Source organism: Streptomyces sp. adm13(2018) (genome assembly GCF_008042145.1).
Taxonomy (GTDB): domain Bacteria; phylum Actinomycetota; class Actinomycetes; order Streptomycetales; family Streptomycetaceae; genus Streptomyces.
Genome location: NZ_RDBH01000059.1, coordinates 15,316 through 40,211 on the forward strand (window position 1 = coordinate 15,316; position 24,896 = coordinate 40,211).

Genomic DNA, 24,896 nt, shown 5'->3' on the forward strand with positions numbered 1-24,896 from the left:
GGCGACCCTGGGCAAGCTCTCGGCGATGAGCGCTTGGGACGAGATGCTCACTTGGGTCATCACCGAGGTCGCTGGCGTCGGCGTCCCCGAAATCATCATCGCTCTGCTCCTACCTCGGCCGCAGCGGCGTCACCCGGGTCCTGATCACCGTGGGCGCATGGGCCGTGCTGCCGGCGGCGGCATCGGCCTTCCGTCGCTTGTGGCCGCCCTACCTGGGGGCCTGGGTGCTCTTGCTCAGAAGGCCTCGATGGCTCTGCGGCCTACTCGTCCTGCTGCTCACCCTCTTCGTCACTGGCGGCCTTCGCGCCGTACCTGACTCCCTTGGTGGCGCCCTTCTGTGCGTCGTGGGGGCTGGCATGACGGGATGGCTCCTCTGGTCGAAGAAGCCAGCGGAACGTTGATCCTGCAGCGGGACAACGTCGGTTCGCCGGGCACCGACGTAGCGCTCAGCGCTCCGGCTCTAGATGGCCGTGGCGCCGGAGGAGGACAGTGAAGAACTCGGTGATTCCCTTCTCGGCCGTGCCGGCGCCGCCACCCGCATCGCGAACTCCGCGTCATGCCGCGGGCCTCGTCCGGCTTGTGCTTCAGCTCCAAACGGTCACATACGGCGGAACGGTAGCGCTTCTCGCTCCGTTCGGATTCCGCCTCTGGGCTCCCACTCCGAGACGAGCCCCGCCTGATCGTGCGGGCCCGTGACTTCGCCCGTACTCAATGGGGCACGGTGTCCCTTCGCCGCAGGGGGTAGACGAGAACCGGCTGCGGGCGCAAGGAATGGGGCTGGTGAAGCATGAGTGGAGGATGGGATGCGCCATACATGCCCAGGACTCAGGCAGGTCCGACCTGGCCAAGTCCCTGTCGCCGTTGACCGCGAGGCATGAACTGGAGCAGGGCATCGGGATGGTCCACAGATCCGTCGCGTGGGTGACGGGGGGCCAGACCTCCGTCGTCTGCGCGCGGATCCACCGGCCCGGTGCCTGTAGCGGTCCCAGGACTGACCACCCCCGCCGGTAGAACCGTCCCTGGCGCTGACGAATGGAGTACGGATGTCGGTTGACCTCGTCGGGTTCCTTGGCGTGGTGTTGGTGGCCTACCTCGTGCCGGGCCCGGACTTTCTCGTGGTGCTGCGATCGGCGGCCGAACACCCATCGAAGGGCCGAGCGGCGGCGGTCGGCGCCCAGGCTGGGCTGTGCGTGCACATGCTCGCCGCCGCGACCGGACTGGCGTTCATCGCCGCCCGTTCAGCCGTGGTCTACGACGCCATCAAACTGCTTGGGGCGGCCTACCTCATGTATCTCGGGGTGCGAACTGTGCTGGCAACCCGACGGGCCGCACGTGAGCGTTCAGCCGAGGGGGTGCCGCCGAACCCACCCGAGCACGGTCCGGAGCCGGAGAACCTGGCGGAGGTCGAGGCATCCGGAGGCCGATGGCGGGCCGGCTTCACACAGGGTTTTCTCACCAATGTGCTCAATCCCAAGGCGGCCCTGTTCTTCCTCAGCATCCTGCCGCAGTTCGTCAACGGGGGTGGGTCGATGACCGGGCAGATCTTCTTCCTCGGCACCCTCGATGTCCTCATCGGCGTCGCCTACTGGTACGCCCTGGTGGCCGCCGCCACACGACTCCGATCGCTGCTTGCCCGACCGAAGTTCCGCCACCGCTGGGAACTCGCGACAGGCTGGCTTTTCATTGGCATTGGCATCGGTGTCGCCGCCATCGCCTGAAACCCGCGTGCCCACGGGAGGCCGACCGGAGTGGCCGATGCCGACTACATCGAGGAGTTCGCCGGGACGCCGGTGCACTGGGTCGAGATCCGTCCCACAGAGGTGGGACAGCGCTGGGATAGAGGACGGGACGTGGCTGCGGCCGCCGCTCCTGATCGACCGGCGCCTCCTTGACCCGTCCGGCAGCGGGCTGCATGTAGTGGTGGGCCGGACACGCGTCGGCCTCCTGCGTGTCCATCTGCGCGAGGGGCTGAACGCCGCGCGCCCCACCATCAGGCGCGCCTACTCCGACCGGCTGATCCGACGCGGGACCGCCACCGAGAGGAGTTTGTCTGGATTACGGATGGCGTAGAGATGGGTGATCTTCCCATCGTCGGTCTCGATCAGGAAGACACCTTCCAGGCGTTCGCCGCTGAGGACGAGGGCGGGCGTGTTGTTGCAGTTGCGCGATTCCCTATCCGCCGACGTCGCATGTCGCGACGCGTACGGCGTCAGTCAGGCAGGAGGCCAGCGTCGGGCTGCCTGCCGGTGCGACCTCAGGGCGACGTCACCGACCACTACACCGAGGCGCTGCACGAGGTCATCGAGGCGAGGACCGAGCATCGAGCCCCCAGGGCTGCCGAGGGTGAGGGGACGGCGGCCGCGCCGGTCGTCGACCTCATGGCTGCGCTGGAGTAATCCGTCTCTCAGGCGCGCGAGCATCGCGACGAGACCAGCGGGGGCACGGCGACCGTGCACGAAATGCGGGTACTCCGGTGCTGGTCAAGTGGTGTGATCGCGGTCATCTAAGGTGGCGAGGGGACAGGAAGGACCTAGCGGTGACGACTGTGGTGCTGCGCTCGACCGATCTGACGCTGAGGCCGTGGGAGCAGGGTGACGCCGGCGTGCTGGCGGCGTTGGCCGATGATGAGGAAGTGCGTCGCTGGACGTCGCACCGCGTGGCGGGGCTGCAGGACGCGGTGCGCTGGATCGCGACCCAGGAGGCGGGCTGGGAGTCCGGGAAGCGGCTCAGCTTCGCCATCCTCATGACTGGGCGGGTTGACCCCGTACAGCGAAGGACACCCCTCATGCAGCACGTGACCCTGAACAACGGTGTCGAGATGCCGCTCCTCGGCTTCGGCGTCTACCAGATCCCTGCCGAGGACACCGAGCGCGCCGTCTCCGAGGCCCTGGCCGCCGGCTACCGTCTGCTGGACACCGCCGCCGCCTACGGCAACGAAGAGGCCGTAGGCCGCGCGATCGAGTCCAGCGGCATCGCGCGGGAGGAGCTGTTCGTCACCACCAAGCTGTGGGTCCAGGACGCCCCCGCCCAGGACAACACCCGCCGCGCGTTCGAGACGTCCCTGGGCAAGCTGGGCCTGGACCACCTCGACCTCTACCTGATGCACCAGCCCTTCGGCGATGTCTACGGCCAGTGGCGCACCATGGAAGCCCTCAACCGCGAGGGCCTCGCGAAGGCGATCGGCGTCGCCAACTTCTACCCCGACCGTCTGATCGACCTGATCATCAATAACGAGATCACCCCGCAGGTCAACCAGATCGAGACTCACCCTTTCTTCCAGCGCGCCGACTACCAGGACCTCATGCGGGAGCACGGCGTGCAGATCCAGTCCTGGGGCGGCTTCGCCGAAGGCAAGAACGACCTGTTCCACAACCCGCTCCTCGCCGAGATCGGCAAGGAGCACGGCAAGTCGGTCGCCCAGGTCGTGCTGCGCTGGCTCATCCAGCGCGGCGTGATCGCCATTCCCAAGTCCGTCCGCGCCGAGCGCATGGCCGAGAACTTCGACGTCTTCGACTTCGAACTCACCGACGAACAGCTGGCCCAGATCGCCACCCTCGATACCGGCAGCTCCCTGTTCTTCGACCACCACGACCCCGAGATGGTCACCTGGCTCGCCGGGCGCCGCCTGGGCACCTGAAGGTAAGACACCTTGTCGGCCGCGGCTTCACGAACTCCAGGGGCTTCCGCCCGGCCCCACGCTCTTCGCGGCGCACCGGGAGCCATCCACCATGGCCACGCCACAGCACCATGCCGCCCTGCCGAGCCGGCGGACCGTTCTGCGCGGAGCACTGCTGACAGCGGCCGCCGCTGTGAGCGCGCCCCACCCGGTCGGCTGCTCATCGTGCGAGAGTCCGCGAACCTGCGCACCTTGGCGGCGATGAACGCGACGATCTCCACGGCGCGCGCGGTGGGCAACGGCATCCCGGACAGATCGTCCTCGGTGATCGCGATGAGCTGACCCGTGGAGACCTCGTACGCCTTGCCGATGTCGTCCTCGGTATCGCCTGACCAGCTGCGGAAGACGGATGCCTCGGCCGGGATTCGAACCCGGGTTTATGATTCCGGCGAACCGGAGACCGGTGCCAGGAGCGTGGCGTCAGTGGCCGGTGACGTGGACGCGGAGCTCGTAGCGGGCGCCGGTGCTGATGGCGCGGGCCTGCTCGACGAGGTCGGTGCCGGTGAAGCCGAGGAGCGCGGCGTCGGCAGCCGCACGGAGCAGCGGGACGATCTCGGCGACCGGCCGGCCGCGGTGCGAGGCCGCGAGGCCGGCGTAGGCCTGCATGTAGGGAGCGTCGTACGCGCTCGCCGGATCGTGGACCAGGTGGTCGATTTGCTGTGCGCTGACGGTGATCTCGCCCATGGCCCGCTCCCGTACATCCGGCAGGCCGGGAAGAGGTCCCGGCCCTCGTTCTGACGACCGTACGAGCCAGGTCTGACACTCGCCGGGACCGCAGGCTTGTGCGCCTGGCTTCACCGGGAGGATTCGCACGTCGGTGACGCCGGCCTCGGCGGCGCGCCTGGCTCCCGGGCGCTCGCGCGGTACCTGGATGATCTGGTGGTCCGGGCCGAGAGCACCGGCAGGATCAGGCGCCCGCGCTGCCCGATACAGACGGTGGTGACGATGGTCTCGGGCCGGCGAGCGCTCGTGGTCATCCCTTTCGGGGCCGCCGGACGGCCGGCACGTCCGGTCCGAAGGGCGTTGCCACCGCCGTCCGGGATACGCCCAGCGGGCGAGGAATTCCGCCCTCCGTTTTGGGCGGGTGCAGACGGGGGCAGAGCAGACACCATGGGTAACTACGACGAAGCGATCACCGTGGCGGTCTCGCCCGAACGGCTCTTCTCCTACCTGGCCGACGTGGAGAACCTGCCCCGGTACATGCCCCGGCTGACGTCCGCCCGTCCCCACGACGGGGACCACGTCACCGTCACCGCCCACATCGAGCCGCCCGGCGCTCCGGAGCAGGACGTCACCAGCGAGGCCTGGATCCACGTCCTCGAGGAGGGCAAGAGCCTGGAGTGGGGCGCACCGGGGCCGCACGACTACCACGGCCGGCTCCACGTCTCCCCGGGGGACGATCCGGAACACTCCCGACTCACGGTGGAACTGCACACCGAGAGGACGGAGGGCGACCAGGTCGACGACGGCCTGCAGGAGGCCTTGCGCGGCATCAAGCACGCCGTCGAGACCGCCGAGTCCTGACAGGCCCGCATCGGAAAGCCGATCGCCTTCTCGCCTCCGGCTCCGCTCCTGCCCCCGGCCTCGTGCCGAAGGAGCGGAGCGGCCGGTGCCGCTCTCCGCGCATGCGCCGTCAGGAGTCCAGGCCCCACCGGAGTGGTTCTGGTGTCGCGTGGCCCGCGAAGGCCTGGACGGTCGTCGCGTTGCGCGGCACGGCCGGGGCAGGCACACAGGTCGCCGTCGACGGCGGAAGCTCCGGGTGTCCGCCTCGCACGCGATACCCCTCCCCCGGCGGCGGTGCGGTCGGTCAGGGGCGGTCGCCGGTGCCGCCGCTGGTGGGAGCCGAGCTCGGCCGGTGACCGCCGGGCCGCGGCGGCTGTCGGGTGTCGTGGAGGCTGTCGCGGGCTGCCTCGGCCACCGCTTCGGCGGTGATGCCGAACTCGTCGTACAGGCGCTGGTAGCCGGCGGATGCGCCGTAGTGTTCCAGGCTGACGATCCGGCCGGCGTCGCCGACCACGTCGCGCCAGCCCTGTCCGACGGCGGCCTCGACGCTGACCCGGGCTCGTACCGAGGGGGGCAGGACCCGGTCCTGGTAGTCCTGCGGCTGGGCGGCGAACCACTCACGGCACGGCATCGACACCACTCGTACCGCGAGACCGTCCCCCACCAGCAGGCCGCGGGCTTCCAGGGCGATGTGGACCTCGGAGCCGGTCGCGACCAGGATGACGTCCGGTGTCGCGCCGTCGCCGGTGTCGGCCAGGACGTAACCGCCCTTGCCGGCTTCCCGCGCGGGCGCGTACTCCCCGCTGTCGCGGTCGAGGACGGGCAGGTTCTGGCGGCTCAGGACCAGTCCGGCCGGGCGGTCGCCGTGTTCGAGGACGGTGCGCCAGCACGCGACGGTCTCGTTGGCGTCGGCGGGGCGCACGACGTCCAGACCAGGAACGGCCCGCAGCGCGGCCAGGTGTTCGACGGGCTGGTGGGTGGGGCCGTCCTCCCCCAGGCCGATGGAGTCGTGGGTCCACACGTAGGTGGCCGGCAGCCGCATCAGCGCGGCCAGGCGCACCGCGGGGCGCATGTAGTCGGAGAAGGTCAGGAAGGTGCCGCCATAGGGGCGAGTGAGGCTTTGCAGGGCGATGCCGTTCAGGATCGCGCCCATGGCGTGCTCGCGGATGCCGAAGTGCAGGGTGCGTCCGTAGGGGCCGCCCTTCCACTCCTTGGTCTGGCGGTCGGCCGGTACGAAGGACGATTCGCCGCCCATGGTGGTGTTGTTGCTTCCGGCGAGATCGGCCGAGCCGCCCCACAGCTCCGGCAGGACGGGGGCCAAGGCGCTGAGGACCTTGCCCGAGGCGGCGCGGGTGGCCATCCCCTTGGCGTCGGCGGGGAAGGAGGGCAGCGCGTCCGTCCAGCCCTCCGGCAGCCGCTGGTCCCGCAGGCGGTCGAGGAGCGCGGCGCGCTCCGGGTGCGCGCTCCGCCAGGCGGCGAACGACTCGTCCCAGGCGGCGCGCTCCTGGCGGCCGCGGTCCCGCGCCCGGCGGGTCCGGGCCAGGACCTCGTCCTCGACGGTGAAGTGCTCGTCGGGGTCGAAGCCGAGGAGTTCCTTGGTGGCGGCGACCTCGTTCTCGCCCAGGGCGGAGCCGTGTGCCTTGCCGGTGTTCTGCTTGGTGGGGGCGGGCCAGCCGATGAGGGTGCGCAGCATGATCAGGGAAGGGCGGCCGGTCTCCTCCCGGGCGGCGCGGACGGCCGCCAGGAGGGCGTCGACGTCTTCGACGTACTCGCCGGTGACGGTCCAGTCGACGGTCTGCACGTGCCAGCCGTAGGCGGCGTAGCGGGCCGGGACGTCCTCGCTGAAGGCGACGTCGGTGTCGTCCTCGATCGAGATGTGGTTGGAGTCGTAGAAGACGGTCAGGTCGCCGAGTTCCTGGTGGCCGGCGAGGGAGGCGGCCTCCGAGGTGACGCCCTCCATCATGTCGCCGTCGGAGGCGATGACGTAGACGTGGCGGTCGAAGGGGCTGGTACCGGGCTCGGCGTCGGGGTCGAGCAGTCCGCGTTCGCGGCGGGCGGCCATCGCCATTCCGACCGCACTGGCCAGGCCCTGCCCCAGGGGACCGGTGGTGATCTCCACTCCCCGGGTGTGCCGGTGCTCGGGATGCCCGGGGGTGGCCGAGTCCCATGTCCGGTACGCCTCCAGGTCCGGCAGCTCCAGGCCGTATCCGGCGAGGTAGAGCTGGGTGTAGAGGGTCAGGCTGGAGTGGCCGCAGGAGAGGACGAACCTGTCCCGTCCCAGCCACTGGTCGTCGCCGGGATCGTGGCGCATGACGTTCTGGAACAGCAGATACGCCAGCGGGGCCAGGCTCATGGCCGTTCCGGGGTGGCCGTTGCCGACCTTCTGCACCGCGTCGGCCGCCAGGAGCCGCGCGGTGTCCACCGCGCGCACGTCCACCTCGTCCCATCCCGTGCGCTCCGCCACCGGCCGCGTCACGGACCGCTCGCGTCGTGTGTCTTCGCGGGACTGCTCGTTCGTCATGGTGCGGTGTCCTTGTCAGGTCGAGGTCGGGGTCTGCGGACCGCTCGCGCGCAGGGTGCGGGTGACCGCCGCGAGGCGCAACTCCTCCAGGGTCGCGCTCTGCCGGGCGGCGCGCTCCGCGAGGGCGTCCAGACGGTCGGCGGAGAGGCGCTCGTCGGTGTCGGCCAGGGCGCGCAGAGTCCGCCAGCAGGCGGCCTTGCCCTGGACGCCCAGGAGCATCGACTCCCTCTCCAGGACGTCGCTGAGCGGGGAACGGGAGAAGAGGTGGCCATTGGGCTTGAGGCGGCCCGCCTTCTCCGCGAGCCAGCCCATGGCGACCTTGGAGTGCCGGATGTCCACCCCGAGGTCGGACATGATCCGGGCCAGCGCGACGCGGTCCTCGTCGATCTGGCGGGCCAGCTCGGACAGGGCTTCGCCTGCGTCGGTGCCCTTCTGTGCCTGCGCGGCCCGGCGGAAGAGCTCCAGGCCACCGGTGGCGCCGGAATAGTGGTCGTTGAGGTAGATCGCCAGCAGATCGGCGTCCTCGGAGCCGCCCTCCCGGCTTCCACCCTGTTCCCCGGAGGCGGTGGTCTCGGAGCGCATCTCGCGCTCCACCGTGTCGCCGAGCTCCTTCCAGCTGGCCTCGAACTTGGCCAGCCCTTCGCGTTCCAGGGTGTCGGTGACGTCCTCGAAGTCGATTCCGACGCGTTGCAGTGCTTCGAGGTGGGCGGCGGCCGCCGCGTGATCGCCCGTCTTCGAAGGACCGGCCGGGAGGGTGCCGTGGTCGGCGAACGCGGCCAGGGTGGCGCCCGGCATGGTGTTCACGGTGCCCGCGACGGCGAGTTCGCTGACGTACATCGTGTCGGGGTAGGACGGGTCCTTGACGCCGGTGGACGCCCACAGCGGGCGCTGAACGCGCGCTCCGGCCGCGGCCAGGCGCTGCCACCGGGACGCCGCGGTCATCTCCTCGTACGCCTGGTGGGCGAGCCGCGCGTTGGCGATTCCGGCCCTTCCCTTGAGTGCGAGTCCCTCGGGGGTGGCGAGAGCGTCGAGACGGCGGTCGACCTCGGTGTCGACGCGGGAGACGAAGAACGAGGCGACCGAGTGGATGGTCGACAGGTCGCGTCCCGCGGTCAGGGCCTGCTCCAGACCGCTCTGGTAGGCGTCCATCACCTCGCCGTAGCGCTCCAGGGAGAAGATCAGGGTGACGTTGACGCTGATGCCTTCGGCGACGACGGAGGTGATCGCCTTCAGCCCCTTGCGGGTGGCCGGGATCTTGATGAACAGGTTGGGGCGGTCGACCGCTTCCCACAGTCTGCGGGCCAGGACTGCGGTGGCGTCGGCGTCCTGCGCCAGACGGGGGTCCACCTCGATGGAGACCCGTCCGTCGACGCAGTCGGTGCGATCGTAGACCGGGCGCAGGACGTCGCAGGCATCCCGCACGTCGTCGGTGGTGAGGGCGAAGACCGCGTCGTCGACGCCGGTGCCGGCGCCGCCGAGGCGGCGGAGCTGTGCGTCGTAGCGGTTCCCCTTGGACAGAGCGGACGCGAAGATCGTCGGGTTCGTGGTCACCCCCACCACGTGCTTGTCGGCGATCAGCTCCTCGAGCCCGCCTCCGGCCAGGAGCTCGCGGGACAGGTCGTCGAGCCAGACGGACACCCCGGCCGCGGACAGTTCGGCGAGCGGATCGGATCCATCGGAAACAGACATGAACGACCTCCGGAAACGGTGTGGGGTGCCGCTTGCGCCGGCTGATGCTCTCCGCCTCGGAGGGCGGCCTGTCGGCGGCGGCATCCGAAAACTGACACGTGGCTTCTCCGCGCGTCTGCCCGCCTGGTCTCTCGTCAAGCACACCGCCCGCACCCGACCGCGGCGGGGCCGCGCCCGAGAGAACCACGACGCCGGGACATGGGTGCCAGGCGAGACCTCCACCCCGGCGGCTCGCCGGGCGGTCGGGACGGCCGGCACCGTCGGCGTGTATCCGTCGCAGGTGCGGTCCTGCCCCTTCCAGGAGGCGGTGGGCACCGGCAGCTCATCCGGACCCGGGGCGGCGGGTCGATGACACTCCGTGTCCGAGTCGACCGAACTGGCCACGCAGGTGCGGCGGGGTCTCCCCGCCGCAGCTCCCCACCGGAGCCATGGACCCGGTCGACCGTCCTGGGTCCTGTGCGCGCGGCCTTCGCCTTCGCATGCGATCCCGGGGAGTTCACCGGCGGACAATGCCCATGGTCCGCCCCCGGGGCGCATGCACACGCTCCGACCCGAGTGTCCTGCCCCACCAGGCTTCCACGGCATCAACGCCCCGGGCTACGGTGGCAGTTGTCTGCTCTCCGACGTGGGGGAGGGCCGTTCCGCCTCGAAGGGCGGGACGGCTCCCATACAGGGAGGAGGACAGGCATGAGTGATGACCGGAAGTCATCTCGCCGGAGTCGGCCGGCTGCGGAGATGGCGAAGCGAATTGCTGTGGCACTGAGCGCCCGCGCTTTGTGGTCAGTGATCGTGGAGCTGATGCGCGGCGAGAGCTGATCCCGGAGAAGGCGGGGTCCTGTCCCCCTACGCAGGCCCCGTCTTCTCAGACCCCCACTCATTGAGCGGTGTGGACGTCTCCATGCGTGGAGGCAGGGAAGATCCCTGGCCCTGCCTCGGCATCGGCTCAACCTCCTCTCCGCGCCCGGGGCATCGCCGGAGCCGCCGACGGCGACCTCTCGCCCGCGACACCCCGGCACCTCTGGCACCACCTCGGCAAGGGCGACGGCACCTTCACCGCCCGCCGCCAGATCGGCGGCTGCCAGCCAGCAGCAGGTCACCCACCTCGCGTCCTTCGGCGACCAGAACCGGGACGGCCGGGTGGACCTGTATGCCCTCACCGCCACCGCGGGCCGCCACTACGTCGGCTCGGGCATGGCGGACGCCCCCTTCAAGCCCGACGTCACGCTCCAGCACCGGCGGACCGTGTCTGCTCCGGGATCGTCTTCCAAGGCGGCGTACAACCATTCGATCTCCTCACGAGTCATGCGGGCGTGGCGTGTCTCGCCACGCCCGCACTCCTGGGGAGGAACGTCTCCGTTGTCCCACAACGTCCGTGCAGTCGCCGTCGCCCTCGTACTCGCCGTGACGGCCGGCGGTGCCTCCGTCGCCCCCGCCGTGGCGACGCCCGCCGCGACCGATCCGTCGGCGGCCGCCGGCCTGTCACAGGAGCAGGCCGTGCGCGTGCCCGAGGAAGGGCTTCTGCGCGGCGGCGGCCCGTCCGGCTTCCTGACCGTCCACGAGCAGGCGCGTGACCGCTTCACCTGGACCCGGTACGCGGACGGCGGCACCGTCGAGCTGCCGGCGGGCATGTACCGGGGGGCCGTCGGCAGCGACGTCGTCGTGAAGCAGAACGGTCCCACCTCCTACGAGCTGCGCGACATGGCGACGGGCGCCGCGCCCGTCGCCGTCGACACCTCGTCCCTCGGCCCCGCCTCCGACCTCCTCAGGGCGGCCGGGAAGACCCTCCTCCTGGCGGTCGAGGACGGCTCCGGGGGCACGAGTCTGCACCTGGTGTCCGCCGGCGACGACGGCAGGCTCGTCGACCACGAGGTCGCCGGCCTGCCCGCGGACGCCGCCTTCGGGGTCTACGACCTGTCCGTGCCCGATGTCTTCGCCCTCGCGTACACCGGCACGGTCGGCGGGACGGTCCAGCGGCGCCTCGCCGTCGTCGACCTGGCCACCGGCACGATCGCGGACGACCGGGCTCTGCCCGCCTCCGCCACCGACGTCAGCGCCTCCGCCACCCACGTCGCCTGGGCCGAGAAGGACGCGCAGGGCCGACTGACCGTCGTCTCGGCCCGCCGCGGCGAGACCGCCACGGTCCGGACCCCGCTCACCGGCACCGGCACCGGCCTCCGGGTCGACGTCATGGGCGACTGGGTCACGTACACGCTGCCCGGCGGAGCGGACGCCTCAGCGCCGAACCCGCTGTTCGCGCTCATGGCCCGCCCGCTCGCGGGCGGGGACGCGGTCAAGGTCATGGACAGCACGAAGGCCCACTACGGCTCCGGCACGGTCCAGGGCGGAACGCTGGCCGGCGGCGAGGGCGTCTACCGGATCGCCCCCGGAGCGGACGGCCGGCCGGTCGCGACGCTGCGCGCGAGCAGCGGTCTGGCCACCGCGCTGACGCTGACGTACGAGTTCGTCCCCACCACTCTGAGCTTTCGGACGGACGCGCTGCAGCCGACCCTGGTCTGGCACGTCGGCCGGAACAACGCGGTGGCGGACTTCGAGCTCGTCCACAAGGCGACCGGCAAGCGGTGGACGAGGGGAGAGGACCTCGTCAACGGGTACATCGGGCTCACCGCCGCCACCTGGGACGGCGTCTTCCCCGACTGGTCGGCCGCCCGCAACGGCGCCTACACCTGGACGCTGACCGCCAAGCCCCTCAACGGCATCGGTCCCGACCTCGTCCGGACCGGCACCCTCACCGTCGACAGCGGCGCTGGACCGCACGACTACTCGGACAGCGGCGCCCCGGACCTCCTGGTCCGCAACGACGCCGGCCGGCTCCTGTCGTACGACTTCCGGCAGATCCTCACCCAGTACGGGCATGTGTCCGAGCGGACCGACCACGGCGGCGGCTGGAACACCTACGACCGCGTCATCTCCACGGGCGACGTCGCCGGCTCCCGCTTCGCCGKCGTGGTGGGCCGCGACCGCGCCGGCGTCCTCTGGTTCCACCAGGGCACCGGAACCTCGTTCGCCCGCCGGATCGAGGTCGGCGGCGGCTGGCAGACCTACGACAAGATCACCGCCGGCTCGGACCTGACCGGAGACGGCCGTGCCGACCTCCTTGCCGCCGACAAGACCGGCGTCCTGTGGCTCTACCACTCCACCGGCAGCGCCACGAAGCCCTTCGCGCCCCGCGTGAGGATCGGCGGCGGCTGGCAGATGTACGACAGCATCACCGCCACCGGGAACATCGCCGGAGCCCGCGGCGGCGACCTCGTCGCCCGCGACCGGGACGGCGTCCTCTGGCTGTACCTCGGCAAGGGCGACGGCACCTTCACCACCCGCACTCGGATCGGCGGCGGCTGGCAGGAGTACGACGAGATCGTCGGCATCGGCGACGCCGACCGGGACGGCCGTGCCGACCTGCTCGTCGACGGGAAGGCGATGTACAGGGGCCAGTCCCTCTCCTACTACAAGGGCACCGGCGACGTGCGCGCCCCCTTCGCTCCGAGGCGGAAGCTGAGCACTCCGAACACCTTCAACGACGACAACGGGCTGGTCTTCTGAGAAGGCCGCGCAACCCCGGACCTGACGGGCTACCGGGGCACGGCCCCGCGTACGGCGCCGTTCGCCCCCGGGCACCGCATCGGCTCGCCACGGAGCGACGCGCAGCTCTACCGACCCCCTCCCCCTGAGAGGCTTCCTTCCTTGGCTCGCCCCGGATACACCGCACACCGCCGTCTCGGCGCGGTCGTCGCCGTCGTCCTGATGACCACCGCCGGCCCCGCCGTCCTCCCGGCCGGCGCCGCCACCGGGACCGGCTCCCTGCCCGGCGCCGCGCCCGCGGCACCGGCGGACGCCACAGCGCCCGTCCTCAAGCCCGGCGACAAGGTCCTGGGCATGGGCCGGACCGGGTTCCTGAGCCAGGACGCGGACGACTTCGCCCTCCGGCGCTGGACCCGCCTGGCCGACGGGGCGGTGACCACCGTCCCGTACAAGCCCCGCACCTACCTCTCCCGCGACTCGGACATCGCGGTCCTCCAGACCCGTGCCACCACCACCCTGAGGGACCTGGCCACGGGCACGGACCTCTTCACGCTGCCTCTGGACTGGGACCGGTACGCGGGAGCCGTCGGCCCCCACCTCTTCGTCCGGGCCGACCTCTCGGGCCACGGCCCCCTGGACGTGCACTCCCCCGGCACGGACGGACCGGTGCGCCGAACGGTGACCGGGCTGCCCGCGGACGCGTCCGACCTGTTCGTGGTGGCGGGCGCCGACGGCGAGGCCCTGGTGAGGTACTTCACCGGTGACGGGACGACAGCGGCAGCACATCACCTGGCGATCGTGGACCTCGACTCCGCCACCGTGACCTTCTCCCGCCGGATCCCGGCCGAAGGCTCGATGGAGGACTTCGCCTACGCTCTCTCCTCCGGGCACGTCGCCTGGACCGAGTGCGAGTCGGGTGCGGGCACGAGCGTCGTCGTCCTCGACCGCTCCACCCCCAAGGTCCAGCGCTTCCCGATGCACACATCGGGGAGGCTGCTCCTCGGTCTTGCCGGGGACTGGGTCACCTACTCCCGGCCCGGAGGGCTGCTGGCTGAGGAAGCGAGCACGCTCATCCCGCTGACCGCCCGCAGCCTCAACGGCACGCCCACGCGCACACTCCTCGACCACACGGTGTCGGGTTTCGGCACCGCCGGCGACACCCTCGGCTTCGTCGGCGGCACAGTGACCGGCGGCGAGGGCCTCTACCGGGTCGCGCCCGGCACGGACGGCGTCCCGGTCGCCACCCGGCTCGCCGCGACGGGCGAGCCGACGCAGGTCACGCTGCTCGGCCAGGCCGTCCCCTCGACGGTGGCCTTCGACCTCGCCGGCGGCAAGCTCCCCATGTCCTGGGAGCTCAGCCGGACCAACGTCACCATGTGGGTCACCCTCCGCAACACCCGCACGGGCGAGTCGATCACGGAATACGTCGCCCAGCCGGAGCAGGGCGAGGATCCCCAGCCGACCCGGTTCGACTGGAACGGCACGCTCAACTGGCAGGGAAACCCGGGCTTCTGGACCTCCGCCTCGGCCGGCCCGTACACCTGGGAGATCAGCGCGAGCCCGCTCAACCGCGTCGGGCCCGCGCTGAAGGCGTCCGGCTCCTTCACGGTCACCCGCAAGACCGGCCCGCACGACTACGACAGTGACGGCTCCCCCGACATCCTGGCCCGCGACGAGTCCGGCAACCTGTGGCTCCAGGACGTCCACTACCGGGAGGAGTGGCGAGACACCTACCAGAACCCGGACTCGCTCGTCGGTGGCGGCTGGCAGGCGTACGACCGGATCGAGGCCACCGGCAACATCGCCGGGACCGCCGCCCCCGAGGTCGTCGCCCGCGACCGGAGCGGGGTCCTCTGGCTGTACCAGGGCACCGGCAACGGCAAGGTCCCGTTCACCACTCGCACCCGGATCGGCGGCGGCTGGCAGGCGTACACCCTCCTGACGGGCGGCAGCGACCTCACGGGCGACGGCCGCCCCGACCTCGTCGCCACCGACGGGTCCGGCCGCCTCTGGCTGTACCGGAGCACCGGCTCCGCGACCGAGCCCTTCGCCGCCCGCCGCCCGATCGGGAGCGGGGGCTGGCAGACGTACGACCGGATCGCCGCGACCGGCAACCTCGCGGGCGCCGCCCACGGCGACCTCGTCGCCCGCGACCGGGACGGCGTCCTCTGGCTGTACCTCGGCAAGGGCGACGGCACCTTCACCACCCGGACCCGCATCGGCGGCGGCTGGCAGGGCTACGACGACCTGATCGGCTCCGGCGACGCCGACCGCGACGGCAGGCCCGACCTGTACGCGGCCGACGTGAACGACGCCATCCCGGCACCGTTCCTCTACCGGGGCACGGGCGCGTGGCAGAGGCCGTTCCGCCCGGGAGAGGGAGTGAACCTGATCCAGGACAGCCGTTGGTTCAACCTCTTCGCCTGATCCCCACCGGCGGGCACGGTCGCTCGGACCGTCTTGCAGACCGTCCGGTCCCCGACGCCCCACACCGTCGCGAGGGTGGCTACGAGCAGCAGCCCGTAGCCACCCCTCGTCGGCACCCGGCACGGTGCCGGCCGGCACTCGCCGCTCACGACCGCCAGCCCGATGATCACCTCGGGTGGCTGATTGATTACCTTCCGCCAGTCGGGCTCGCTAGATTGGTCTGTCGCGCGGGATGCGCGCCGTGATCAGGGGGAGGAGCGGCCTTGCCGTTGGTGAGCGGCTACATCAGGCGGAACGGGACGGCGGTCCGGCAGTACTGGAGAGCGCCGGCCGGGACGAGGAAGCAGACCGCGTGGGCCGTCGCGATCGTGGCGGCGGTGTTCGTGTTCGGCGGCTCGCCGACGTCGGCGGGCAACGGGACGGGACCGGAGCGGGTGCCTGCGCCTCGGTCGTCGTCGGTGGTGACCTATCCGATCCAGTGGCCGAGCCCGGGCAGGACGGTGCCCCGGCCGGCGCCGACCGTGTCCTACCCGATCAAGTGGCCGGGGTGGAAGCAGACAGCTCCGCGGCCGGCTCCGACGGTGTCGTACCCGATCAGGTGGGACCGGTGAACCGGCCGACCTGCGGCTGCATCTGGTCAACCGTGCGGTCCTCAGGGGGCTCGGTGCTCCTGGGCAGGTGGTCGGGGCCTGCAGACTGTTCGGGCGGGGTCGCTACAGGTCGAACTCGAGGTGCTCGATGTCGGTGAAGCGGACCTCTTCCAGGGAGCCGGCGCGGCGGCCGCCATCCTGGAAGTACACCTCCTTGAGCGCCTCGGCTGCGATCTCCTGGAGGCGGGTGTCGGTGGCGCCGGCGTCCTGGGCGTCGAAGAGGCGGGCGGCGTAGAGGGGCGGCAGGGCGATGGTCAGGTGGCGGATGCGGTCCTGGTCGGTGGAGCCGATGGGGGCGGTGTAGCCGAGGCGGGCGCGGGTGTCGATGATGATGCCGCCGGTGGTCGCTGCCTTCCGGCGGGCTTTGGCTCGGATCTGGGGCTGCCAGCGGGACATGACCTCCCGCTCCAGGCGTGCGGCGAGGTCCGGGCGGGGTTTTCTGATCTGGTCCTTCACATAGCGTTCGACCGTCCGCTGGGAGATCCGCAGCATCTGGGCGACCTGTCGGGTGCCGCCCAGCTTTCTGACCAGGTAGCGCATCCGTGCGCCGGCGCTCTTGGGCGCCGGGCGGGTGAACGTCTTGTGCATCGCGGCGTCCAGGCCGTCCCCGAACATGGTCATCGTCGCGTCGCCTTTCCCTATTCGCCGTTGTCGGTGTCGGTGTCGGTGACGGTGCCGTCCTTGATGTACCGGGCGAGGTTGAGCTCCGGGGCGTTGAACTTCTCCCGGACTTCCTCGCCCCACAGGACGCTCTGGGTTCCCTCGTGCTTGACCAGGCCCGGGTTGACACCGAGCTTGAAGCCGCCCGGGAGCGGCTTGCCCTGGCGGTAGGGCAGGAAGTCCAGCGGGCTCGGTCCGTTCGCGGCGTAGACGACGCAGTCGGACAGGACCGCGACCGGGTACTGGCCGGTGAACGCCGCGTGCTTGGTCATCTTGCGGTGCAGGTTGATCCGGGTGCGGGAGATGACCGCCGCTCGGATGTCCGGCCGCCACGTCGGGCGGGACAGTGCGCGCCACGGCTCGCCGGGCCGCCAGCCCTCGCCGCGCGGGCGCTCGCGGAGCTTGCCCAGGCCGCCCTTGACCGTCGCCTTGATGGCCGAGGCGACGATCGCAAGCTCAGGGTCGCGGCTCTTGTGGCGTTCCATCGCGACGAGGAAGTCCTCCGGCGACAGGTCGGCGTCGACGCCGAGTTCGGCCATCGTGGCCAGGTAGGCGTCACGCAGCCGCTGATACCAGCCGTCGAGGTAGCGGCCGTGGTCCTGCCGCACCCATGCCTCCAACGGCTTCACGTCGTAGCCGAGCTCCACCGCGTAGGCGACGGTGGGCGTCGCGTACCAGGCCGGGCCGGTGGGGGTCTCGCCCTTCGCCGTGAACGGGGAGGGCAGCAGGGAGCCGTCAAGCTGCACCCATTCCTTGCCGACCTTCACCTTCGACAGGTCCACGTGGGAGAGGTCGACCAGCCAGGAACCCGGCAGCTTCGGATCGAAGATGGGGGCGGTGACGTGAGTGGGCGCGCCGAGGCCGACGGTCAGGCCGTTGGCGCCGGCGGCGAAGGCCATGTTGACGTCGATGCCGACCAGGTGGCGCACCGTGCACTCGGCGTCCGTCATCGGCCGTGCCCAGTCGTACGCCTCCTCGAACAACTTCTCCTCCGGGCCGCGGACGTGGAAGCGCGGGAGGTCCTTCAGGAGTGGGTGCCCGTCCGGAGCCTCGCACGGGGCGCAGTCCACCGGGGCGGCTCCCAGCGAGCCGGGATTGTGTTCGGAGTGCCGCTTGCCGGCCGCGTCGGGCGCGGAGGCGCGGGTCGGCGGGTGCAAGGCGGTCATCAGTTCCAGGCCGGTCACGGCGGTGGAGCCGCGGGGGGTCATCACGCGGGAGGCGTACACGCCCAGGACGCGGGCGAGGTCCGCCGGCGGGAGTTGTGCGGCGTCGCCCCAGTTGCGGGTGTCGAGCGCGTTCCACGACGGGATGCACAGCTGCACGCAGGCCCGCTCCGAACCGGTGGCCGGGCGGTAGATCCTCGCCCACGGTCCCAGCCCGCGTTTGGTCAGCTTCCACTCGGCGCGCAGCAGCTGCTTGACGACCTTGTGACTGTCCGGGAGGCGCCCGGCGTGGCGCTCCGCGTCGTCGAGCGCGGTCGGCAGGCCGTAGCGTTCCAGCGCGGTCTCGGTGAGGACGAGCAGCGGGTCGGCCTCCTTGCCCGGTCCGGCGAGCTTCGGCGCGCCGAGCGCCGCTTCGTTGAGCGTCCACTCCACCAGGGCCGGCAGCGACTTGGCCGGCACATCGAGGACCAGACCGCCGGTGCAATACGCGAGAACCTGCCCGTCGGCGTCAGCGTTCACGACCGCCAGCGGCCCGTGCGCGAAACGCGGTTCGACGCCCTCAGGCACAGGGGTACCGGCAGGGGCCGCCTTTCTTACGCCCGCCCGACCCGACATCGGCGCCGGCCGCGGGGTGGGCGCCTGATGCGGCGCCGCGGTGGGGGGCTGCGGGCCGTGGAGGCGTGCGAGAGCGGACGGGGGCGCGGGAGCGGCCTGCGGTTGCCCGGATGCCGGGCCGGAAAGAGCCGTCAGCGAGAGGGCCGACCCGGGGGGCGTGGCAGGGGACGTCAGCTCCGACGGGATGGCCGGTGGGGTGACCTGCTCGGACGCGATGGTCGGAGGGGAGGTCGGCTGCGGGGCGGGGTAGCGCTGGGCGAGACCGTCCAGGAGGCGTCGGTAGGCCTGGAGGCGTTCGGCTTTCGGTTCGGCCCGCCCCTCCTCCCAGGCCTGGATGCTGGGCACACGCACGCCGAGGGCCTGGGCGACAGCCGCCTGGGTCAGGCCCGCCGCCTCGCGGAGACGAACACGTTCGACCGGAGCGGGCAGGACATGCCCGTCATCGACGGCGGCGAGAAGAGCGTCGACAGCGGCGAGCGGGTCGGAAGAGGGGTGACTCATGGGAAGAAGGGGTCTCCTGCCGTTACCGGATGCCCTGACGGATTTCCTCGAGACGGGTCACCAGCCGCTGATAACGCTGGGACGCGGCCTGAGAGGACCTCATGCCCTGATGGGAAGCGATCTGCCGCCACTCCATACCGCGGCGCCTGGCCTCGATGACCACCTGTGTCTCCAGCTGGTCCAGCGCCGTGCGCATGTCCTCGAACAAGGAAAGAGCTGCGGCCACATCATCGTCCGACACACCCCGGTCCCCCGCGCCGCCGCTCTGCGCCGCGCCGGCCAGAAGCCTGCCGAGCAGAGCAGCGTCCTGCTGCAGAACACCCGCCGGCACACCGTCGGCCGGCGGGAGGTCGGCCAGACCGGCCAAGCGCATACGCGGTTCGATCCCAGTGTCGTCCGACATGACACCCATCCTACCGACACAAGGAACGGAACAACGAAACGTTGACTGATTGGCGGCGCGTGTCACGGGACGTGGATGCGGCGGGAGCAGTCAGGGGAAGAACAGGCCGCCTCGGCAGACCCAGAGGGCGCTCCCCATCCTGTGGGCCCGCAACACGGTCAGCCGTCAGCGGTCCGAGGACGGACGGGTGTGACCGTCATCCTGGCCATGGTGCTCACCATGACCGGCCTGCGCTCGCCCGAGTTACTCCGCAGCGCCGTCGCGACGATTCCGGACGCCGAGTCGGCGGTCACCGGGCCGGAGCGGGTGGAGGGCACCTCGTTCAATCTGAACCAGATCAAGGACATCAGGGCGGCCGACCCCGGCGCCGGGGTGAACCTGGTCAATGCGCCCTCGGCGAACAACAACGGTGACGCCCGGTCGTCGTACCCGCTGGAGGTGCCGAAGGGGCGGGCGGGTCTGGAGCCGCGTCTGGCCGTCACCTACCTACTGGTGGGAGGCTCCGACAAGCAGGGTGCCCGCACTCTCTTCGGAGGCACGGCCGACAGCGCACTGGCCGACCGCAAGGGGCGCGGCGCCACCTGGGCGGCGCGGGAGATCCGCCAGCTAGGAGCTGTGCAAGCTCCGGGTGGCGATCGGCACGGTCAGTACGGGCGCGGCGGGCGGCGCCATCGGCTCCCCCGTCAGCCGGGCCGATGGCGTCGCGCTTTCGTTCCGGGTGGGCGCCGTGCCACTGGCACCAGCCCGAGCCGTGCCGGCCGTCGGTCTTCTCCGGTCCCGGATTCAGCGAAGGAGGATGCCGAGGTCTTGCGGGAACCTGTCGTGCGTTCCCGCACGTCTTGCGGCGGTCCCACCGCCATCCGTCCTCCCGGGCGGGGACGCGGTCATGCGTCGCCGGACGATGCGCGGACGGCCTGGCCGGCGGCTTCGCTGAGGGTTCGCGCGCCGGAGGTGCTGAGGCGGCCGCTGCCGCTCTCCAGGTGGGCGCGGACGAACCACTGGAACTGCTCCAGCTTCGCCAGCTGCCCGATCAGCATGTCCTCCGTCACCGGGTCGATGTGGCCGGCCGTCTTCATGGCGGCCCGATGGTCCTCGATGACGCCGGTGTACACCAGGTCCAGCGCACCGAGGTGTGCGACGGCGTCGGCACGCCCCACTTCGTAGTCGTCCCAGGTGCGCCCCGCCACAAGGGCGCCCGGCGTACCGATCGGGACCCCGCCGAGGGCGGCCATCCGCTCCGCCATGGTGTCAGCCATCTCCCGGACGGCATCCACCTGCGGGTCGATCATCTCGTGCACGGCGATGAAGTGCGGGCCGACGACGTTCCAGTGGACGTGCTTCAGAGTGAGGGCCAGATCGTTGAGAGCGTGCAACCGCCCCTGCAGAGCGTCCACGACCCGCTCCGCCTCCACCGGGTCCAGTCCGGGCACGGTGTGCGGTGCGGTGGCCTGAGTGGCGTCAGTCATGAGCGGACTCCTCTTGATCACTGTCGTTCCGATACTGCGGCTCCCGGGCGGACCATGCGGCCCTTCCCCTCGCCTTCCCATCCCCTGCCCCACCAGACACAACACACACCCCGGCTCGTCGTCACCACCTCGGACGATTCGTTCGGGTCACCAGTCGACGAGCTCGAGAGGGCACACATCCGGCGACGCGGATGGCACTGCTACGGCACCGAGCCGGCACCTGTGCCATCTCTCTGAGACCCGCAGCTCGCACACGGCATCCGTCGGAGCTGCTCCGCGCAGTGCTGACGCCCTCGCAGGCATCTCGTTCGCAGGATGCTCTACAGGCCTTACGGCCGCCCTCGACCGGCACGAGCCCCAGGCCCAGGCCCACCGTCGATCAGCCGGCGGCGCCAGCGATGATGAACGTCATCCGGCCGTATCCAGAACCCGGGCTCGCCCCGAGTCTCGGATGCCACGGAGACCGATCATGGGGCGTCACGGTCGAGGCAGTGGTCCGTCCTGACCCGCGACGGTGTCCGGGCGCGCCGGTCATGGGGGGGGCGCCGGGAGATGTCGGTCATCAGCGCGCGCAGCCGCTTGCCCTGCTCGTACGCCACGGCTGCGCCGGTGGTGTGCCAACTTTCCAGGACAGGGGCACCCTCCGCCTGTCACACGTGCTCTGCATCACTTATCGATTGCGACGCTCGGCCTCAGCGCGGTATGAACAGCACACGAAGATCACTCAAGGGCTCCCTTCTGCACGTTGCCCAGGGTGATGGGTCTCGACCCTCTGACCAGAGGTCGTCTCAACCCACGTAGGAAACGGGGATACATGCACCACACTGCGATGCGCGCAGCGCTGCCTCTCATGTCCGTCGGCGGAATCCTGCTCCTCGGACGGCAGGCCTCATGAGGCGACAGAACGGTGGTACGTCGAGAAGGGCCTTGCGGTGGCTCGCCGTTACCCTGTCCGTCACCACGCTGCTCGGCGGAGCGGCATGCGGCGCAACCGGGCCGACCGCAACACCTTCGAAGAGTCCGGGCTCGACGGAGCCGACCTCAACGGCCTCGGGAGCCGTTCCCGGCCGATCGGAAAAGTCCGTTCTGGACAAGGGCATCATCGCCATGGATTCCCTTGGCGGGGGGTCCGGAGCTCTGCAGGGACAGTTCAGCAATACTCATCCCGGCCCACCCCGTGGTGTCCTGAGCGTGACGTTCGCGTTCACCTGCACGGGTGGCGGCACAGTGGCACTCACCTTCGCCACCGCGGGCAAGGACGTGCCGACGGCCGCAGGGACCCAGGAGTGCGACGGCTCGATCTACCAGCGGAGAATCGACACCCCCGAGCCAGGCCTGATCGGATTCTCGTACTCTTTCACCGGCTCCGAGAACGGCGGTTACGCCTACGGCTACTACACCGAGAAGAAGCAGCTCCCGTAACACCTGTGGTGGGCACTCCGGTTCGGTCTCCCGATCCAGCGCTTCGTCCAGGCGCTCGTTCGACTTGGTGGAGGCGCCGGACAGGAGGCGCCCCGCCGTGCGGCACGAGACGCCCGGGCGCCGCTCGGCCGGCCGTGGGGTCGAGCCCTGCTCTCGCGTGCGAAGGAACTCCATCCGGGTTCTTGACGACTACGGCGCATTCCTCGTGAATAGCTTCCGCTCCGCGCGTGCAAGGCCCTCCGGGCATTTGCTGCGCGCCCGGGCCTCCTGCCAGGCCCTCTCCTCATCAGCCATGCGAGCAGTTGACCGGTACTCGCCCGTGGACAGTGGCCGTGTTCCGAACGCGGCGTCCGGGACGGTCCGATGTCTGGGAAGATCCGGGCATGCTGATCAACCAGGCCGCCGCGGCCTCCCTCGACGACGCCACCTCCTGGACCGCCTTGTACGAGGAGGAGGGCGAGGTGTTCGACGACTATGTCTCGGCCGTGCGCAGCGCGGTCGCGTACGGCCTGGCCGGTCCCGAGGACGCGATGGAGATGGCCTGCGCCGCTGCCGAGACCGCCGGTGCCTCGGTCCAGGCGCTGTCGGGCCAGTGGTCCCTCTACACCCCGCAGGATGCTGCGAGGGTCGCCTCCGCGCTGCTGGTCCAGCTCCGGAGCAACGCCTACGCCCTGACGGAACTCGCGGACGCGGTCGGCCGGATCGTCAAGCGTGGCGAGGCCGAGCTGCCCGTTGCGGCGGGCCCCGGACAGCCGGCCAACCTCACCGACGCCCTGACGACGTTGCGCACGCTGGCCGACACGGTCCACGGCCTGGTCGACCGGCACGCCTCCACCACCGTGCGCGCCCTGCACGCCGCCCCCAGCACCACTAACCTGCCCGAAGACGTCCACGAGACCCTGGTCGCGGTCGCCGCCCTGCTTGCCGAGCAGCACGACCAGGCAGTGACCCTGACCCAGCGCCACCCCGACGACGCCTACGAGGACGACGGCGAGAGTTCCGGGTGCGGCTGCGACATCACGATCGCCGCTGACGGCGAGGAGTACACCCTCTCCTACGGAGACTCCGAGTGGGCGCTCACCCGGGAGTCGGACGGCCGGAAGCTGCCCGATGGCTCCATCGTCTTCAGCGACCACGAGACCCTGAGCACCACGCTGGAGACCGCGCACCCGCAGCATCTGGTGGACGACATGCTGTCGATCATCACGGCCGACCGGGGCTGACCGCCGGCGCGCCAGGGCGGGGTTCACCGGTTCCCCGACGACCGGCTGCGCGGCCGTAGACGCTCGCCCTGGGGTCCGAACATGATCAGGTACTCGACCGGTCCGCCGGGGCCGGCGTTCGCCACCCCGTGCGGGGTGCGGGTGTCGAACTCGGCGACCTCCCCAGGGGTCAGCCGGCCGGCTCGTCCAGGGAGACGCCGTATTCCTTCGACAGGTGCAGCAGCACCTCCAGGGTGGGCTTGCGCCGGCCGGTCTCGATCCGGGAGAGCGTGCTGGTCGAGATGCCGGTCGCACAGCTGACACCGGCGAGCGTCGCGCCGTAGTGCTCGCGTGCGGCCCGCAACCGGGGCCCCATCGCGGCCAGCGTGCCGTCCACGTCGTCGACTGCCACCCTTCCCGCTCCTTCCTGCCGTGCCGCTCCAGCGCCCTGTCCTGTGCGATCTTGCCAGAACGGCAACGCCGATCGCGCCGAAGGGCCGCCGCGCCGCATGATCGACGAGTACCCGCCAGCCGCCTCGAACCGAGGAGAACCCCCATGCAGCCGGAACCGACCGCCGAGCTCCGCCATCGCACCGTCGAGGCCCCCGCCGGACGCCTCCACCTGGTCGAGCAGGGCACCGGCCCGCTGGTCCTGCTCGTGCACGGCTTCCCCGAGTCCTGGTACTCCTGGCGCCACCAGCTCCACGCCCTCGCCGCGGCCGGCTACCGGGCGGTGGCGATCGACGTACGCGGCTACGGCCGCTCTTCCAAGCCGGAGGCGACCGAGGCCTACCGGATGCTCGGCCTGGTGGAGGACAACGTCGCCGTCGTGCGCGCCCTCGGCGAGGAGAGCGCGGTGGTCGTCGGCCACGATTGGGGCTCCAACATCGCCGCCACCTCCGCCCTGCTGCACCCCGAGGTCTTCCGCGCCGTCGGCCTGCTGAGTGTCCCCTACGCACCGCCCGGCGGCCCCCGTCCCACCGACGTCTTCGGCCTGATCGGCGGCCCCGAGCAGGAGTTCTACGTCTCCTACTTCCAGGAGCCCGGTCGCGCCGAGGCGGAGATCGAGCCCGACGTCCGGGGCTGGTTGGCGGGCTTCTACGCAGCCCTGTCCGCCGACACCATGCCGGCCGAGGGCCAGCCGGACCCGCACTTCGTCACCCGCGGCGACGGCCGGCTGCGCGACCGCTTCCCCGTAGGGGTTCTCCCGGCCTGGTTGAGCGAGGGCGACCTCGACGTCTATGCCGGGGAGTTCGAGCGCACCGGCCTGACCGGCGCCCTCAACCGCTACCGGAACATGGACCGCGACTGGGAAGACCTCGCCCCCTACCGCGGAGCCCCGATCGAACAGCCGTCCCTGTTCGCCGGCGGCACGCTGGACGCGTCCACCGCCTGGATGGCCGACGCCATCGACGCCGAGGTCATCGACGCCGCCCGCAGGGTCGGCGCCCACGACAC

At 71.1% G+C, this 24,896-nt stretch carries 17 protein-coding genes and 1 pseudogene; 9 read left to right on the forward strand and 9 right to left on the reverse strand.

What is annotated here, in order from left to right:
- Positions 1–1,043: 1,043 nt before the first annotated feature.
- From EAO70_RS05105 to EAO70_RS05115, 3 genes are all read left to right on the forward strand, one after another.
- Complete coding sequence (locus EAO70_RS05105) at positions 1,044–1,718, forward strand: LysE family translocator (RefSeq protein WP_148001812.1); 675 nt, start codon at positions 1,044–1,046, stop codon at positions 1,716–1,718.
- 354 nt (positions 1,719–2,072) lie between these two features.
- Positions 2,073–2,396, forward strand: a complete 324-nt coding sequence (locus EAO70_RS37630) for a hypothetical protein (RefSeq protein WP_187283734.1) — start codon at positions 2,073–2,075, stop codon at positions 2,394–2,396.
- A 389-nt stretch (positions 2,397–2,785) separates the two neighbouring features.
- Positions 2,786–3,637 carry an aldo/keto reductase gene (locus EAO70_RS05115; RefSeq protein WP_148001840.1) on the forward strand — a complete coding sequence of 284 codons (852 nt, stop codon included), beginning with the start codon at positions 2,786–2,788 and terminating at the stop codon, positions 3,635–3,637.
- Positions 3,638–4,096: 459 nt separating this feature from the next.
- On the opposite strand, the gene EAO70_RS05120 is transcribed toward EAO70_RS05115, so the two are convergent.
- The gene (locus tag EAO70_RS05120; protein WP_148001813.1) at positions 4,097–4,360 is read right to left on the reverse strand and encodes a hypothetical protein; all 264 of its coding nucleotides are present in this window, start codon (positions 4,358–4,360) and stop codon (positions 4,097–4,099) included.
- 426 nt (positions 4,361–4,786) lie between these two features.
- On the opposite strand from EAO70_RS05120, the gene EAO70_RS05125 reads away from it, so the two are divergent.
- A complete protein-coding gene (locus tag EAO70_RS05125; protein ID WP_148001814.1) occupies positions 4,787–5,200 on the forward strand; it encodes an SRPBCC family protein in 414 nt (137 codons plus the stop codon).
- Between the two features lie 283 nt (positions 5,201–5,483).
- Here EAO70_RS05125 and tkt read toward each other — a convergent pair whose 3' ends face one another.
- Together tkt and tal are read right to left on the reverse strand one after the other, a co-directional pair.
- Positions 5,484–7,700, reverse strand: a complete 2,217-nt coding sequence (tkt, locus tag EAO70_RS05130; protein WP_148001815.1) for a transketolase — start codon at positions 7,698–7,700, stop codon at positions 5,484–5,486.
- A 15-nt stretch (positions 7,701–7,715) separates the two neighbouring features.
- Positions 7,716–9,389 (reverse strand): transaldolase, encoded by a 1,674-nt coding sequence (gene tal, locus EAO70_RS05135; protein ID WP_148001816.1) that lies wholly within the window; start codon positions 9,387–9,389, stop codon positions 7,716–7,718.
- Positions 9,390–10,745: 1,356 nt separating this feature from the next.
- Between tal and EAO70_RS05140 the strand changes: the two genes are divergently transcribed.
- Together EAO70_RS05140 and EAO70_RS37635 are read left to right on the forward strand one after the other, a co-directional pair.
- Positions 10,746–12,950, forward strand: coding sequence for an FG-GAP repeat domain-containing protein (locus tag EAO70_RS05140; RefSeq protein ID WP_148001817.1), 2,205 nt, complete (start codon positions 10,746–10,748; stop codon positions 12,948–12,950).
- A 141-nt stretch (positions 12,951–13,091) separates the two neighbouring features.
- Positions 13,092–15,356 carry an FG-GAP repeat domain-containing protein gene (locus EAO70_RS37635; protein WP_187283735.1) on the forward strand — a complete coding sequence of 755 codons (2,265 nt, stop codon included), beginning with the start codon at positions 13,092–13,094 and terminating at the stop codon, positions 15,354–15,356.
- A 280-nt stretch (positions 15,357–15,636) separates the two neighbouring features.
- Here the strand turns inward: EAO70_RS37635 and EAO70_RS38900 are convergent, their stop codons facing one another.
- From EAO70_RS38900 to EAO70_RS05170, 5 genes are all read right to left on the reverse strand, one after another.
- On the reverse strand, positions 15,637–15,771 hold the full coding sequence (locus EAO70_RS38900; protein ID WP_261992673.1) for a hypothetical protein: 135 nt from the start codon (positions 15,769–15,771) through the stop codon (positions 15,637–15,639).
- Positions 15,772–16,069: 298 nt separating this feature from the next.
- Positions 16,070–16,627 (reverse strand): telomere-protecting terminal protein Tpg, encoded by a 558-nt coding sequence (tpg, locus tag EAO70_RS05155; RefSeq protein ID WP_148001818.1) that lies wholly within the window; start codon positions 16,625–16,627, stop codon positions 16,070–16,072.
- A 17-nt stretch (positions 16,628–16,644) separates the two neighbouring features.
- Positions 16,645–18,945 (reverse strand): telomere-associated protein Tap, encoded by a 2,301-nt coding sequence (tap, locus tag EAO70_RS05160; RefSeq protein WP_148001819.1) that lies wholly within the window; start codon positions 18,943–18,945, stop codon positions 16,645–16,647.
- A gap of 22 nt (positions 18,946–18,967) precedes the next feature.
- Positions 18,968–19,348: a hypothetical protein gene (locus tag EAO70_RS05165; protein ID WP_148001820.1), complete on the reverse strand. Its 381-nt coding sequence runs from the start codon at positions 19,346–19,348 to the stop codon at positions 18,968–18,970.
- Between the two features lie 884 nt (positions 19,349–20,232).
- On the reverse strand, positions 20,233–20,814 hold the full coding sequence (locus tag EAO70_RS05170) for a Dps family protein (RefSeq protein WP_148001821.1): 582 nt from the start codon (positions 20,812–20,814) through the stop codon (positions 20,233–20,235).
- 1,191 nt (positions 20,815–22,005) lie between these two features.
- On the opposite strand from EAO70_RS05170, the gene EAO70_RS05175 reads away from it, so the two are divergent.
- Positions 22,006–22,236, forward strand: a complete 231-nt coding sequence (locus EAO70_RS05175) for a hypothetical protein (RefSeq protein ID WP_148001822.1) — start codon at positions 22,006–22,008, stop codon at positions 22,234–22,236.
- A 383-nt stretch (positions 22,237–22,619) separates the two neighbouring features.
- Positions 22,620–23,459, forward strand: a complete 840-nt coding sequence (locus EAO70_RS05180; RefSeq protein ID WP_148001823.1) for a hypothetical protein — start codon at positions 22,620–22,622, stop codon at positions 23,457–23,459.
- A 23-nt stretch (positions 23,460–23,482) separates the two neighbouring features.
- Here EAO70_RS05180 and EAO70_RS05185 read toward each other — a convergent pair.
- Positions 23,483–23,850: pseudogene (locus EAO70_RS05185) on the reverse strand (helix-turn-helix domain-containing protein).
- A 144-nt stretch (positions 23,851–23,994) separates the two neighbouring features.
- On the opposite strand from EAO70_RS05185, the gene EAO70_RS05190 reads away from it, so the two are divergent.
- On the forward strand, positions 23,995–24,896 hold a 902-nt coding region (locus EAO70_RS05190), incomplete at its 3' end, for an alpha/beta fold hydrolase (protein WP_148001842.1).

Bases quoted from the DNA above. Each gene is read 5' to 3' on its own strand.
- EAO70_RS05105 (WP_148001812.1), top strand. From the start codon at position 1,044: ATGTCGGTTGACCTCGTCGGGTTCCTTGGCGTGGTGTTGGTGGCCTAC.
- EAO70_RS37630 (WP_187283734.1), top strand. From the start codon at position 2,073: ATGGGTGATCTTCCCATCGTCGGTCTCGATCAGGAAGACACCTTCCAG.
- EAO70_RS05115 (WP_148001840.1), top strand. From the start codon at position 2,786: ATGCAGCACGTGACCCTGAACAACGGTGTCGAGATGCCGCTCCTCGGC.
- EAO70_RS05120 (WP_148001813.1), bottom strand. From the start codon at position 4,360: ATGGGCGAGATCACCGTCAGCGCACAGCAAATCGACCACCTGGTCCAC.
- EAO70_RS05125 (WP_148001814.1), top strand. From the start codon at position 4,787: ATGGGTAACTACGACGAAGCGATCACCGTGGCGGTCTCGCCCGAACGG.
- tkt (WP_148001815.1), bottom strand. From the start codon at position 7,700: ATGACGAACGAGCAGTCCCGCGAAGACACACGACGCGAGCGGTCCGTG.
- tal (WP_148001816.1), bottom strand. From the start codon at position 9,389: ATGTCTGTTTCCGATGGATCCGATCCGCTCGCCGAACTGTCCGCGGCC.
- tpg (WP_148001818.1), bottom strand. From the start codon at position 16,627: ATGACCATGTTCGGGGACGGCCTGGACGCCGCGATGCACAAGACGTTC.
- tap (WP_148001819.1), bottom strand. From the start codon at position 18,945: ATGAGTCACCCCTCTTCCGACCCGCTCGCCGCTGTCGACGCTCTTCTC.
- EAO70_RS05165 (WP_148001820.1), bottom strand. From the start codon at position 19,348: ATGTCGGACGACACTGGGATCGAACCGCGTATGCGCTTGGCCGGTCTG.
- EAO70_RS05170 (WP_148001821.1), bottom strand. From the start codon at position 20,814: ATGACTGACGCCACTCAGGCCACCGCACCGCACACCGTGCCCGGACTG.
- EAO70_RS05180 (WP_148001823.1), top strand. From the start codon at position 22,620: ATGCTGATCAACCAGGCCGCCGCGGCCTCCCTCGACGACGCCACCTCC.